Consider the following 14,743-nt stretch of genomic DNA (forward strand, 5'->3'; position numbering starts at 1 on the left):
AACCGACACGCCTTCATCACCTTGCTTCAGAATGAACGCCTTCTGAGCGTCCGAAAACTGCGACGCTTTCATCGTCTTCTGGTCCCTTTCCCAGCCAGGAAAATGCACCGGAAAACTCTAACCAAAACTGGTCCAGTTTGAAGGGTTCAGATCAAAGTGCACAAGATGGTGGCGAATGGGAACGTAGGGTCGTCGCCTCGATCGCCAAGAAATTGAAAAGGGGCCAGCGAGGAGCGCCTTTTGGCTCGCATCGCCGGGTCCGCGATCAAGGCCCTCGACGGAGCGGTGCCGAAATTGCCGAACAGGCGATACTTTCGGCTCTGGTCCGCAAATACAAGACTGGCGGTTCCTAAGCAGCGAGCCCAGGCGGTGCCACGTTCCTCCTACGGCATTTCATTATCCACGCATGTTGCCGAGGCTGCTGAGCCTGCTCGAATTCCGGAATAATGCAGCACATCGGGTCCGCCATCGCGGCGCTGGAATGGCTCAAGCGTCTGATCGACGAGGACGACAGACGGATCGACCCGTATCGATCCGAGACCTGGCTGTAGGCCTGAAGGCCTAGCATCCTGCCGTATTTCACGTTTACCAGGGCGTCGCCTTGCGCTGTGGCGGCAAATAATAGGCCGTCGCTCGAAGCCGGAGTGCCCATGGATCGGTAACCCCGCCTGCGCCTCGACCACCCTGGCTAGCGCCCGGTCGTAGGCTTCGCTCTCGACATGCCACTGTCGAACACGGATTAACACCCACAAGGTGTGGGTGTCTGTGGCATCGGCCATCATGCGCAGGCCAAAGCTAGTCTCTTCTGCGAGGATGACGTTCATCGCAGGGCGCTCCTGTACGCAGATGACTGAATGCTTCGCAGAAGCCAGTCGCAGCATCCACGTCTGGACGTCGCCTTCGCAATCGAGCCGCCCGGAATCGTAACAGCCCGAGCTGGCGCGGCCAAGCTCGCGTAACCGGATGTCGAGGTGAGCTTGAGATTTGCCAGCTATCCTCCTGTCGCAACGGCCCCGCGAGACGATCGCTGTCGGCCACAGCCTGGGCCGGAACAAGTGCAGGTCTGAGATCGCCATAGCGTCGGGACCCGCCCAAGCATTGTCCAATAGGTCTCGTGTTTCTTTTCGCATCCGGTGGATCTTTTACTTGACACATCCGGCCATAGCATCTGCCAATAGGGACAAGGCCCGCGGCACCAAGCGGCGCATCCGCGCCCACTATCGTGCGGAGGGCCACTAACAATTCACCAGGTTTCAGAGTGAATCAGCAGCAACAAAAATCGACGGCAAACTCGATGGGGGCTACGCGGATGGGGGCGCGCTTACTGAGCGCCGAGTCTCAACTGTACCGTCGCCACCGAACTTTGGAGCTGTCGATCCTGTTCAGGACGTTCATTCAGAACCCTACTCGGTTTGTCGTGCTTGCGACAGCGTGATGTGCGGTTTGGCACGTCTCGGCGCTCTAGGGCAGCCATTGAATAACATACAGAACAGTTTTCTGATGCTTTTCGCTCCTTCTGCATTGGCACGAATCTTGAACCTTTTTGTTGCGCGCCGCTAGGAGCTCCCAACGGGGGCCTTGGCATCTTCTCAATCCAGCTCTGAACGGAGACACCAATGATGAACAACATGGCAGCCTATCGTGTAACCGAATTAACCCCTCAAGAAGCAGCTGAAACCTCCGGAGGTTGGTATTTTTGGGTTTACTTGTTTTTGCGACGTTACGGACACTTGTTTGGTTGATAAGCGAGCTGGCTCTCGATGGCTCCTAGTGACTACAGACTAGCAGTTCCCCTTTCTGCTGAAACGGCCAGCTGCACCGCAGAAAGCATACTGGCGCGACGATCAGGACGATCCTTGAGCATTTATAGGGCGATCTTGCTCTTCGTCGCCGCGGCATTTGGCTCACTGCCACTCGTTACCATACCGGTCTCCATGCAGAGTGTCGGTACTATTCGCCCGATCGTGGAGAAGACGCCCCTGATAGCGCCCGTCTCCGGACGCATCTCCCGTGTCCTTGCCTTTGAGAACGATGTCGTTGCTAAGGGGAAGGAAATAATCGCCTTTGACGATCATGTAATCGAGGAAAAGCTCAGCGGGGTTTTAGCCGACATTCATGCCAAGAGCGATCTTGCCCATGACTTCCAAACGCTGATTTCTTCCGGCGCAAGGCTCAGCGTCTCGCCCCCCCTCCAAACCGAATCCGCGACGGCTGAAAGGGTGCATTTTCTCAACTTGCTGCGCGAGAACCAAAATGCGCGCAGTAACGCCGCGGCGGAACTCGACCGCGCAAAGCGACTTGTCTCGGCTGCTGCGGCGCCGGCGAAGACCGTTGACGAGAAGGCTTTCGCTCTCCAAAATATCGAGGTCCAAGGCGAGATCCTCGTGCGACGCAAAACCGCTGATTGGAACCAGAAGCTCCTTGATGCTAACCTGCGCTTAAAGGAACTCACGGCCACCTTGCATCAGCTCGAGCACGAACGGGACCTGCACCGCATCCGCGCCCCAGTATCGGGTGCTCTCGAGCAGTTCTCCGGCCTCGCGCACGGAAGCTACGTGCAGAGCGGGCAAACCGTTGGTTGGATCTCGCCGAACGACGATCTGGTGGCGGAAATCTACGTCTCCCCCAACGACATTGGCTTTGTGCAGCCTGGTCAGCCGGTGCGGCTCCAAGTGGATGCCTTTAACTACAACCAATGGGGTGTCATCAAAGCAAGGGTGGTCGAGGTGGCGCAGGACTTCACTCTGCATGACGGGAACCCGGTCTTCAAGGTCCAGTGCGCGCTCTCTCGCAGCGAACTCGCGCTGAAAAGCGGGGCCATCGGCCACCTGAAGAAAGGCATGACCGTGCGGGCTCGCTTTCTGTTGGCCAATCGCACTCTCCTGCAACTGCTCTACGACGAGGCAGACGATTGGCTCAACCCGATGCTGGCGGGGCGCTAATATTGTCCCAACAGCCAGCGAGCCTCCATGTCGAGTAAGGCCATTAAGTTCAAACAGCGTGACATCACGGATTGCGGCGCCGCCAGCCTCGCATCTGTCGCAGCCTTCTATGGCTACAAGTTGCCATTGGCGCGCATCCGCCAGTATGCGTCGACCGACCGCTCCGGTACGAGTGTGCTGGGGCTCACGGAAGCGGCGCAGAAGCTGGGCTTCATCGCGAAAGGCGTCAAAGGTGGCTTCGACAGCCTGTACAAGATCCCCAAGCCCGCTATCGCGCACGTCGTCAAGGAGGACCTGCACCATTTCGTAGTGGTCCATGCGATCGACGCCAAGTGGGTCATCGTCATGGACCCGGCCTTGGGCGAAATCTGCAAAGTGCCGCATCAGGAATTCATGGAGCAATGGACCGGCGTTCTGGTTTTGCTGGTTCCGGCAGACACATTCAATCGTCGAGACGAGACCACGTCGCCCCTCGCCCGATTCGCCCGCCTACTCGCGCCACACCGCACGGTGATGGCGCAGGCTCTCGTCGGCGCTCTTGTGACGACCGTCCTCAGTCTCTCGACGGCGATCTACGTTCAGAAGATCGTTGATCACGTGATCCCAGCGGGAAACCGCAACCTGCTCAACTTGATGAGCATCGCAATGCTGCTGATCCTAGCGATACAGATCCTGATCAACCTCCTAAGAGGCCGACTCGTCCTGCAGACGGGGCAGAAGATCGACGTATGCTTGATCCTCGGCTATTACAATCACATCCTGGCCCTGCCCCAGAAGTTCTTCGATAGCATGCGCATGGGAGAAATCGTGTCGCGCATGAACGACGCTGTGAAAATCAGGAGCTTCCTGAACGACGTTTCGATAAACATGTTTGTTGACATTTTAATGATACTGTTCTCGTTCGGAATGATGTTCATCTATTCCTGGAATATTGCTTTGATCGTGGCGCTCGCCATTCCAATGTACATCCTGGTATATTGGGCCATCAATCGGATGAATCGAAATCTCCAACGAGTCATCATGGAAAATGACGCCAAACTCGAGGCGCAACTGGTAGAATCACTCGGAGCTGTCTCCACCATTAAGACTTCCGGCGTCGAGAGCTTCGCAAACTTCAAAATGGAGACCCGCTTCGTAAAGATGCTGCATTCCGTCTACAGCTCCGGGCTGATCTCAATCTGCGGCGACAACGCCTCGACGTTGCTGTCGGTCCTGTTCACCATCGTGCTGATGTGGTTTGGAACCACGCTTGCGCTCGAACAGGCCGTCACGCCCGGCGAATTGCTGTCCTGCTATACGTTGCTTGGCTATATCACCCGGCCGGTCGCCCGCCTGATCCAGACCAACCGGATCGTTCAAGACGCGTTTATCGCGGCGGATAGACTTTTCGAGATCTTTGAACTGGAGTCGGCAAGCAGCAGCGGCATCGATGCTACGAAGACCGATCTCGGAGATATTCGCCTGGAGAACGTCACATTCCGCTATGGCGCGCAGGCGGAGGTTTTCAGCGATCTAAGCGTCTCCTTTCGCCAAGGAGAGTTGACGGCCGTCGTGGGTGAGAGCGGCTCGGGCAAAAGCACCCTTGCGGCTCTGCTGCAGAATGTCTACCAGCTTGAGGATGGATGCATTCGGATCGGCCAATATGCCCTCCAGGATTTCTCGAGCGCATCACTGCACAAGGTCATGGCTGCAGTACCGCAATCGATAGACGTCTTCTCCGGTTCCGTGATCGAGAACATCGCCCTGGGCGAGTTCGAACCGGAGTTCGATAAGATCGTACGCATCTGTGATCGAATAGGACTGCGGGAGTGCATCGAGCGCTGGCCCGGGCGGTTCCAGGCCCATCTGGGCGAGAACGGGGTTCGCCTCTCCGGAGGTGAGAAGCAGCGCCTCGCATTGGCTCGGGCCCTGTACCGGGATCCCGACGTTCTAATCCTTGACGAAGCGACCTCCTCTCTGGACTCGGCAGCCGAAGAATTTGTGCTGCGGGTTGTTGAGGATCTGTCTCGCGCTGGGAAGACCATCATAGTCATCACTCATCGGTTGAGCACCGTTCGTGGGGCGGACAATATTGTGGTCCTGGACAAGGGGCGGGTCATTGAGGAGGGAAAGCACGCTGACCTAGTGAGAACTGATGGCCCTTACGCTCGATTATGGCGGGCGCCAAGGTCGTGATCCGTGTAGGCCCTGTCGGCTCGAGGATTGAAAACGGTTGTGAACGTCACGGTTAAGCAGCATGGCAACATTGTCGGCTGTGAACTTGAAGCGGCGGTGATCGGAACGTGGGCGATGGACTTCGTTCACGACCAACTCGCAACGGGTAAGAAACTGCGCGTGCTGACGGTGGTCGACACCTTCTCGCGCTACGTGCCGGTGCTTGATCCACGTCATAGCTATAGAGGCGAAGACGTTGTGCAAACCCTTGAACGGGTGTGCCAAAAAGCCGGCTATCCGAAAACGATCCGTGTCGACCAAGGGACCGAGTTCGTGTCGCGCGACTTGGACCTGCGGGCCTATTCCAAGGGTGTGACGTTGGACTTCTCACGCCCCGGCAAGCCGACTGATAATGCTTTCATCGAAGCGTTCAATGGCCGCTTCCGTGCAGAATGCCTGAACCAGCATTGGTTCCTGACCCTTGCGGATGCCCGCGAAAAGATGGAGGATTGGCGTAGATACTACAATGAGGAAAGACCTCATGGTGCGATCGGCAACAAGGTGCCGATCTCGTTGGTGAATTCGGGAGGCGCAACCAGCCCGCCTCCCTGAATGAAGCCGGAAAACTCTAGCATCCGGTGGTCCAACGTTTGGGAGCGGTTCAAGACCGCCGAGGCTCTAATCGCCGCCGGATGAAAATTCAGTGGCAGGTCATTTGAAGGCCAACCACCTACCTTCCTGCCGAACACTGGCAGACCAGAAAACAAGGGGCGCAGCCAATACACGTCGCTTGATCAGTGCTTGTGAGATACGCCGGAGCCAAAGAGGAGCCGTAGTGAGTAGTGAACGCACTGTCATGCAGGTTCCTCCATGTCGCCCCCCCCCCGCGCCAAGAACGCTAGGGCACACCCCCGGATTGCTTGATTGCTGGGCAGATTAGCGAAGAATTCCGCCCTATATGAGCCGTTTCAACCGCACTTAAACGCGCGCTACATCTGAATAGGTCTTAATTGTTGTTAAGCCATTATCGACCAGGCCAGTTCCCGCCTCGGCGAGCTTTTGGAGGTTGTCGAAGCCAAATCGATGTACGTCGCGGAGCGTCTTCGAGAGTACTACGAGCCGCCCCGCCGTGAGTAATATCCGACCGAATCCCTCATGGTTCACAGTCAACACCGGTGACGCCATCAGTCCGGACTGCTCCTCTATAGCAAGTGCTACGGCGGCATAGAAGATCTCAAGCCGCCACTGCACCTCTAGGTCAGGTCCCCCGATGAGAGGAATCGCCCTACGCTGCTGCCTCGTCACGATGAAATCACAGAGCAAATCGGTGTCCGATTTCTCTTGCCACAATTCAAAGGTGTCTTGAGCACGCATCAGACGCAAGAGGCACTTAATGAAAGGCGTGGCGAGAGCATCTTTCTCATCTAATCGAGCATTGTTGGGGACAGGGGTGACGTTTGACATCAGTTAAAATCCTCCTGAGTGTTGGATGCGGTTTGACTAAGGGCCACACCCGCTTCCGGTAACACCATCCCTTAAAATGGTGCGGCAGATGGGACCTGTGGCGACGCAACTTGGCCCGGACGAATGACATGGCCCCTCGAAACGGGGCGGCCGCAACAACAACGGCAAGCGGCGGGCAACGCTGGCGGGCTTGACGAAAAGCGCTTCACAAGCGAGATTCCCGTCGCGATAGTCCAGTGGCGGTAGGTTTCGCCGCGAACTCCACCCTCAACCAACCTATTCGCCGCCAGGTGTAAAACCGTGTCTCGGGCTTTCGAATTGAGGATCAGGCGGGGGGTGGAATCAGCTTTTCGAGGTCGACAAGGACAGTGAGAGTATCTTGAGAGGCCGTGTACTTGCCGATCCCCCCTTTTCCGTGCGAACTGATGCAGACCTGCCATGTATTTTCCCTTCAAGGTTCAAATCGACTTCGACCGGACGCCACACGTTCCACCAGGCGATTGCCCGCCGCGTAGTTCTGGGAGTTCAAGACTCATGCCAGTCTCCTCCGCTGAGGTTCGGAACACGGCATCTGTATTGTTTCCAGCTTCTTAGCTAGCCCATGAAGAATTGATCGAGGACAACGTTGTCGTGAACCGGACAAGACGCGGTGGGGATCGAAGAAATGGCATCCCGGTGCAGCGGCGGAAGCCTATTCTCCGGCCACGTCAGCAACAAATGACACCCGCCGAAGCCGCTCCGCTCTCAATTCGCGGATTGGGCGCAATGTCCGGCCGCTTGCCGAGGTGCAGCCGGTCGATCTTCTTTGCTTGGCGATCACAGCGCCTCCCAGTGATGGACTCCGAGACCCGCATGCATCACTGGCTGGAGCTCCCTTCCTCGACAGTTAGCGCCGTCATTTGGGGGAATGCCGCGGGCAAATGGAAAGCGGCATAGGCCCCCGCGACGCCGGCGACAGCTCAACAACGCTCTGAATTTCCACAGTGAACGGCTGTTAGACGTAGCCGGCAAAGGGGAAGCTCACGAAGATCAGATGGCCCTTCAGGGCCGGGTCCTGGTCCGATGCCCACCGGATCGACCGGCCGCAAGGTTTTAGGACCGTTTCAACAACCAGCCCCTGGGCGCCTCGGCGGCGTGTATCTTAAGTTGCCGGCGTGCGTCGGCCGCGTTCACTCTCTATCCGCACCAGAACACGGCACCCGGGGGATCATGCTGCCGGCACGACCTAGCTGGCCGGTACCGTCGGCGCCGGCAAGAGGATGACTGTGGCAGCGGCCGTCATGGAGCAGTGCTGCCTCGGTGTGACCGCTGAGGCGATACTCGCTGTTTCCGGTCATTGCTTAGCACAGGCCGGAAAAGCGTTTCTGGTACCTTAGCGAACGCTCGCGATTTTAGCAGGGACAACGGGACCTGGCGGCAAGCGGACCCCAAACAAGTGCGAAGCAAACCGAATCTTTGGCAACCTCAAAGAGGGTGGAGTCGATACCCTGGGGGTCAAGCGCCCGCGTCGTCGCGGAGCATTGGGCGCGAGGGGTTTGCGGATTCTCGATACGTGATTGGCACATCAGTCGGACCTCAGCCGATCTTCGTGCAAAAGGATCCTTTAAAAATGGGCCCCTTAACGCGTGCCTTGGCATGCTTGCTTGCTGACGAAGTTTAGGTTGAGAATTGAACACCGCTAGTTATTCGCAGGATTGCTCGGCAAACGAACGAGGCGGGGTGGCGTTCCAAGCATGAGCTGGGACAGATAGGGAATGTCGCGCACGCTCCAGCGAACTGCTAGTGCTACGGCAATGATCATCGTCCCGAGAATTCCCGCCGCGCCAGACCTCATTGTGGGAGCCCATTGTTCTCCGTATTGTATCAAATCCATGAGACGGAATACCGTAGCCTGCACCAGGTACAACACGAGCGTGCTCTGCCCCACTTCCACGGCGATAAAGCGAACCACCCGGTTCGAGCGTCCAATTTTCCAGGATTGAAGCAGAATCTCGATCATCACTGCAGAGGCCACTGTCGAGCCAAAAAACATCAGAAGGATATCTTTTGCCGACTGCAGATCCTGGATTAAGGCGAGATTGTTGTAGACATAGGTGTCCTCGCGCCACGCCATGAAGCACAAGCTAGCCGCGATAGAGGCGGACATCATCAGGAGTGGCTTATGATACCGCATTATGCTCGTCCACCAATCTCTCGACTGCGCAAATGAAAATCCCATGCAGAAAAAGGGATAGGTGTACTTTATGAGAGGGAATATAGAAAACGTCACGGGGGCAACTGCGACCAGTATGGATGAGACAAGCAAAGAGCGTGCCGACCCGGAGTTGAAGATCGAAATAAGTTTGACCAAAAGAAAAGAAGCAAACGCAGCCCAGATGAACCAGTATGTGCCGACGAAATCGTGCATGAATTGCAACAGGTTGCCAGGTGCGTCCGGCGGCCGGGGAAACATGAGCAATTTGACTGCCTCCAAAAGGGTGCACCAGAACAGCGTCGGCACCAGGAGCTGCAGCGCGCGATCAGCGATGGCTTGCCTGAACGATTTGCCTAGTAGCCCTGATCTAGAGAGATATCCGCTTATCGCCATAAAGAGAGGCATGTGAAACATGTAGATCGATTTGAAGCATGCCGAATCCCAGAAGCCATCACCCTCGTAAAAGATATATTGTATCAGGTGACCGAAAATCACCAAGACAATGAGTATTCCTTTGGCGAAGTCTAAAGCTAGATCGCGATCGTCGGCCTCTGGCGCCTCAGGCACTGTCTTTCCACCTACAATTCTTGCTCGCATTCTCAACATCTCACGATGCCTACGGGAGCCTTTGAAAGCGGCATTTTCCAACCTCTCGTTCATCATGCAGGCTAATCCAGCTTCCGATCAGCGCTCCGACTTCGGCATGCTGAACGACGGCCAACGGTCATACAATTTGCCTGGGTTCCAAGTTCACAGGGCGACCGTGGCGACTTAGGCCCAGTAGCCGTTTTCGGCGTGTCCATTGGCTGTTTTTCGCCGCAACGTACGCCCCGCCTAAACTCGCTGCCGCGCAACTGCTTGGGCTGCCACGTCGTCGAAATCTTCTAACGGACATTTGCGCGTATGCAAGTAGCGCTGCTTGACTCTGCACTCGGCTATTGTTGCGATTGCATATGATTCTCCATGCCAAACTTGCGCGACACCGTATCAAAAGAACATATTGCCGATTCAATGGCTCCTAGCCGCTGTGGGTATCGTCTATCACCTACCGGCGCTTGGGTGTGGATCGGCACCCCAGCGCAACCCCCCAGACGCTGGAGATTTGCTCCATTAGATCCGCCGCCCAACGTGTCCTATATGGCAGCCTCACCATTGTAAAATTCATGCTCCTAATGACACGCATCTGCGGTATGGATGAGTATCGCGGACCCTTGACAACCTTGAGCGGAAGGTCGGTGAGTATCGCGATACACGAGGCTTTGGCCGCGATCGCCGCCGTTTTGGATCGCCGCCAATGATAGCTGGACGTTGGGCTGCCATTGTCGATCCGTATGCGACGTTTGTCGATACGTCAGAGACGACCGTGGTCCCAATCCGTAGGAAGATCGCAGTAAGCGTCAAGATATGCGGGATGCAACGGCCAGTGTCTGGGGATGCGCTCCCCTGTCAAGGTCGAGACCCCCTCCTCGATCAGTGGCTTTCCCTTTTTGGGATACCTCTCCTTCGGTGGCGAAAGAATGAAACCGGGCTGGATATGTCGCTGGTCATTTCGCGCGATTCAAATTGGCGCAGACTTTGCGGCTCGCTTGACGCGACGATCCCCCTGAGCTGAAGAAGGCCGGCCGCAATAGCGCCGAGCATTGGCGCACATATATAAAGCCAGAGTTGAGAGAGTGCCGCCCCTCCTGCGAAAAGTGCTGGGCCGATCGATCGTGCTGGATTCACAGAAGAACCCGAAACGGTGATACCGCCAAGGTGGATCGCAACTAAGGCAAGTCCAATCGCCAATCGTGCAACAGCGCCGCGTCCAGCCGTGCATTTGAGGAATACAGTTACGAACAGGAACGTGGCGATAAACTCGAATAGGAACGCAGCTCTCCATCCGTAGACTACCCAGCCGGTTTGGGCGAAACCTTCTAGGGTGATATCGTAACCGCCGACCTTGTTCATAGCGATAAGGTAGAGCGTGCCTGCCGCCGCGATAGCTCCTGCACATTGGGCGGAGACATACGCGAGAAAGTCCCACACTCTCAATCGGCGCGACACGAGGAAACCCAGGCTGACCGCCGGATTGAGATGCGCGCCCGAGACTGGGCCAATCGTGTAGGCCATTGCAACCACGGTCGTCCCGAAGGCTAAAGCGACACCCAACAGGCCCACCTCTTGACGCATATAAAGCAATGTGCCGCAGCCGAGGAAGACAAGTGTGAAGGTCCCGAAGAATTCGCAAACATACTTTTTCATTTTTCACTCCATTGATTTGACCCCACGTACTTTTCGGTGTCATCCTCGTGCCGCCAAGCGTTCCGCATGCACCGAACCAATCATCGTGTCAGGTCCCGAAAACCTCCGTAGTTGACTTCAATTGCGTCCTTGTCCGACGAGATCGGCATCAGAGCCTATGGTCAACCAGCGTCACCGATCACCAGCAAACGTCGTACCAAATGAAATATGTTGCGCATCACAGCGATCGCTCTGATGACGTTCGGTCTTAGGTTCGAAAGTGCCGTGAACAGGATAGGCAGGCGAACCGTACCGAGACGTATGGACCCGAGCTGGGCTACGAACAAATCGCCAAGCAGCCCATCCTCAAATTATCGAAACAACGACCCTCTTCATGGCTCCAAGCGGAAGGTGGTGCAAAGCAGGAACCAGGACAAGGGTTGATAAGACCGCCAGGGACGTTCACGAGAAGTCGAGTAACGCCCCTTAGCCACGAACAGGCACATGATCCTTGGCGCGATTTGAAGTCCACGTGAATTCCCTTGTCCCCAGCGCAACCGTCGACATTTCTCGCAAATGTCGGGCATTCGCCACTTTTGTCAGATTTGTCGTGACTGGAACGTTTTGTTCGCCGGTCTCTCCGCCAAATACACATCAACCTGCCCTCAACCCGCCCATCGATAAACGAAAATCATCTTCTTGGCGCGTCGGAGCAGTTGGCATGGTGTTTGCTGATCCCTGGTTACAAGCGGCAGAAAGCAGTCTGCATGATGCCGGTTCATGAAACGAACGGAACGGAGGCCACCTGACCGTTCGTCATCGGATCCGCGTTCTACCAAAGCGGCCATGCATAGTCCGCCGGCGGAAGGGGTCAATCCCGATGTCACAGCTTGCAACCAACTCAAAGAGAAGGAAAATGCAATGACCAAGATTTCCGAAAGATCCTTTGAAACGATCGAAAACCCGGGGTCATCGCCGCTCAAGGTGCCAGATCAGTTCGGCGCATCCGTTGAAAAGGGGAACAAGCAGGTGACAGAGGCTCTTTTGAAATTTGCGTCCGGCGCTGAAGCGACACAGAAAATGCTGCCTCCGATCCTCGAAACGACAAGTCTATTCGGCAACGAATTGTGGTGGAAGACGATCGCTGCACTGCAAGCCGACGCCGAGGCCGGCTTCTCACATTTGCAAGCTTTGCTGGGCGCGAATTCGCCGTCGCAGATCCTCGAACAGCAGTCGACCTTTTTCCGCAAGCGCGTTGAGACAAGTTTGCAGCACGCCAAGGAAGTCCGGGAGCTCTCAAGCAGGGCGGTGGAGGAAATCTCAAAGCCGGTCAAGGATGCTTTTGACAAGGTCCTGACGAACCCCAAAGCGACGTAAAGTTGACTCGGCACTAAGATCAGGGCTGGACGAATCATGATCGGAGCCGCTTTCGAGGAGACAACATTATGCGGCCGACTGATGTTTCATCTGTTCGCGGCGCTGGCGAATTCCGGCGTGATCTGGTCAGAGAGCGGACCCGTGCCGGCCCGGAGGAACGTGGTAGGCGCGGCGGCGGCCGCCGCAGATAAGCTTGCCAGGGCCTCATCTGGTGGCTGGCCACAAAGTGCGCGAGGCCATCGCACCTTACGAGGCTCTTAGATGGTTACATGTGGGGGATAGTAAAATGATTGTAGCTGTTCCAAATAGCGGGGCGTCACGGATTAACCAATCCGGTGTAGAAGCATTACGAGAATTTCCTAACTTTCCGATAGGCGGGATCTTGTTCAAGGATATAGCGCCTATGCTGGCTGGTAGAGGTGCATTGGGCGAAGTCGTTTCTACCGTCGCAAGCCAAGTGTCGGGAACAGAAATCGATGCCATTTTGGCGGTTGATGCGCGTGGTTTCATCTTGGGCGCCTCATTGGCTGATAGGCTCGGTTGCGGTTTCATCATGGTAAGGAAACCCGGTAAACTGCCGGGGGACGTCCTCTCATTTGAATACAGCTGTGAATACTGCTCCGGAACCCTGGAGGTAACTGCCGGCCTCATCGGTGACGGCCTGCGATGCCTGATTGCTGATGACCTTCTAGCGACGGGTGGCACTGCTCGGGCGACTGGGAATTTTGTCAAGTCCCAAGGCGGAGAGATCGCCGGATACGCATTCATACTCGAAATCGAAGTTTTGAAAGGCAGGCGTCAATTGGACGACGCACCAGTGATCAGTGCGATGACGTGCTAGCGCAGCAACATAGACGTAAGGAGGCAAGCGCATGAATACCCCTGATTGGCTTTCGACACCGCAGGACGTGCATGTAGCCAGTCAGACGCTACAGGCCCTCGTCACAAGTGAACTTTCGAAACGAGTCGTCTCGGAAAACGAAATTAAAACGATCTATCTGTTTCTAACCCGCAAGTGCAATTTGGGATGCCACCACTGTTATATCGCAGGCGTCGGGCCCAAGGCCAAGGGCATTGATTTCAACCTGGAGGCGATCCAAGGACTGATCGAGCAAGCACTACCCAATGGGCTGCGCAAGGTTAAGGTTTCCGGGGGTGAACCGATGGTTCACAAGGAATTCATGGCAGTCATGGAATATCTCGCATCCTGTGGGCTGAAGGAGCTGGTTTTCGAGACGAATGGAACCCTCTTTGACGAGTTCACGATCGAGCAGCTAAGTAGGCTCCCCAATTTGACGGTCTTCATCAGCCTCGACCATTTCGACCCAGAGGCGCACGACGCTTTCAGAGCAAAATCGGGTGCGTTCGCCAAGACTGCGATTGTCCTGCAGCGGCTTGGAAAAACTGACATCTCTACGGTGGTAACGACGACTGCCTATCGCAACAACTATGACAAGGTGATTTCGATTATAGATTTGGTGCTCGGCTGGGGCATCAAGAAGCATCGGACGCTGCTCAACATACATCCGATGGGCAACGCGCGCAGCCATGAGGACAATGCGATAAGCTTGGAGGAATGCAAGCTACTGATAGGCGATCTTTTGAAATCTCCCCATTTTGAGAGTGGCGCTGCATACATGACTCTGCCGCCGGCTCTGATGCCTCTCAAGTATCTGAACGGCGTGCATACTTGCGGTTGGGGCGACAACGTACTGGGCATACTGTCGAACGGACAAGTTTCGATGTGCAGTGCCTCCTACGATGATCCGGAAATGATCGCCGGCAATGCCTTCGAAATGCCCTTGATGGAAATCTGGCGCAACAGCCCGTTCTTCCATGAGCTACGCGAGGTGGTGAGTGGCGAGGTTAAGGGCGTCTGCGGCAACTGCGTGTTTTATCCAGTCTGTCGCGGCGTCTGCAAGATGAGTAGCTGGTCGCACTATGGTGAAAAGGACGCGCCCTATCCGCTGTGCCAGGAACTTTACAATAACGGAGGTTTTCCGGAGTACGCCCTGGTGGACCCGACGAAAGATTCCACCTACCGCCGCGGAGTTATAGCGAAAGAGCGTCGGCCCGCCGCCGAAGCTCCTGTCTATAACTTCTCGGAGGAAATCGCGGCTGCTGCGCAACACACTCACTAACGCAGGAGGCGCGACGTAATAATTGCTGTGTCGACGACGTAATTTAACCAGGTCAACAAAAATAACGTGGAGGATTGAGGATGAGCAGAGCTTTCCGAGGTGCGGCGGGTGTGGCGCACACACTGACCTGCCACTGCGAATTTCCTCCAGAATTGATTAGAGTCCGGCCGATCAAAGGACGGACGAATGAAGAAGCAGAGATTTACGGAAGAGCAGATTATTGCGGTGCTGAAGGAGCAGGAGGCAGG

The 14,743-nt window shown here is 55.9% G+C and carries 10 protein-coding genes and 1 pseudogene; 7 read left to right on the top strand and 4 right to left on the bottom strand.

Features of this window, described 5'->3' with window-relative positions:
• Positions 1–383 precede the first annotated feature (383 nt).
• Entirely contained in the window at positions 384–824 is a 441-nt protein-coding gene (locus K6M89_RS31955) for a Tn3 family transposase (RefSeq protein ID WP_004676276.1), read from the bottom strand.
• 792 nt (positions 825–1,616) lie between these two features.
• On the opposite strand from K6M89_RS31955, the gene K6M89_RS31570 reads away from it, so the two are divergent.
• From K6M89_RS31570 to K6M89_RS30220, 4 genes and pseudogenes are all read left to right on the top strand, one after another.
• Positions 1,617–1,742, top strand: a complete 126-nt coding sequence (locus K6M89_RS31570; protein ID WP_004676277.1) for a hypothetical protein — start codon at positions 1,617–1,619, stop codon at positions 1,740–1,742.
• 114 nt (positions 1,743–1,856) lie between these two features.
• The gene (locus tag K6M89_RS30210) at positions 1,857–2,942 is read left to right on the top strand and encodes an HlyD family secretion protein (protein WP_008533948.1); all 1,086 of its coding nucleotides are present in this window, start codon (positions 1,857–1,859) and stop codon (positions 2,940–2,942) included.
• Between the two features lie 27 nt (positions 2,943–2,969).
• Entirely contained in the window at positions 2,970–5,117 is a 2,148-nt protein-coding gene (locus K6M89_RS30215; RefSeq protein WP_004676279.1) for a peptidase domain-containing ABC transporter, read from the top strand.
• 108 nt (positions 5,118–5,225) lie between these two features.
• Positions 5,226–5,708 (top strand): annotated as a pseudogene (locus tag K6M89_RS30220) (IS3-like element ISRel21 family transposase); the annotation flags it as partial.
• A 366-nt stretch (positions 5,709–6,074) separates the two neighbouring features.
• Here the strand turns inward: K6M89_RS30220 and K6M89_RS30225 are convergent.
• The 3 genes from K6M89_RS30225 to K6M89_RS30235 form a co-directional block, all read right to left on the bottom strand.
• A complete protein-coding gene (locus tag K6M89_RS30225) occupies positions 6,075–6,560 on the bottom strand; it encodes a NifX-associated nitrogen fixation protein (RefSeq protein WP_004677039.1) in 486 nt (161 codons plus the stop codon).
• A gap of 1,678 nt (positions 6,561–8,238) precedes the next feature.
• Complete coding sequence (nolL, locus tag K6M89_RS30230; RefSeq protein WP_312038663.1) at positions 8,239–9,351, bottom strand: nodulation factor fucose acetyltransferase NolL; 1,113 nt, start codon at positions 9,349–9,351, stop codon at positions 8,239–8,241.
• 873 nt (positions 9,352–10,224) lie between these two features.
• Positions 10,225–10,998, bottom strand: coding sequence for an aquaporin (locus K6M89_RS30235; RefSeq protein ID WP_004677031.1), 774 nt, complete (start codon positions 10,996–10,998; stop codon positions 10,225–10,227).
• Between the two features lie 900 nt (positions 10,999–11,898).
• Here K6M89_RS30235 and K6M89_RS30240 point away from each other — a divergent pair.
• The 3 genes from K6M89_RS30240 (at position 11,899) to K6M89_RS30250 (ending at position 14,495) form a co-directional block, all read left to right on the top strand.
• Positions 11,899–12,354 (top strand): phasin, encoded by a 456-nt coding sequence (locus K6M89_RS30240; RefSeq protein WP_018247122.1) that lies wholly within the window; start codon positions 11,899–11,901, stop codon positions 12,352–12,354.
• A 286-nt stretch (positions 12,355–12,640) separates the two neighbouring features.
• A complete protein-coding gene (locus K6M89_RS30245; RefSeq protein WP_004672710.1) occupies positions 12,641–13,195 on the top strand; it encodes an adenine phosphoribosyltransferase in 555 nt (184 codons plus the stop codon).
• Between the two features lie 31 nt (positions 13,196–13,226).
• A complete protein-coding gene (locus tag K6M89_RS30250; RefSeq protein WP_004672712.1) occupies positions 13,227–14,495 on the top strand; it encodes a radical SAM/SPASM domain-containing protein in 1,269 nt (422 codons plus the stop codon).
• The last annotated feature ends 248 nt before the right edge of the window (positions 14,496–14,743 follow it).

It is taken from the genome of Rhizobium croatiense, from assembly GCF_019793465.1.
GTDB lineage: Bacteria > Pseudomonadota > Alphaproteobacteria > Rhizobiales > Rhizobiaceae > Rhizobium > Rhizobium croatiense.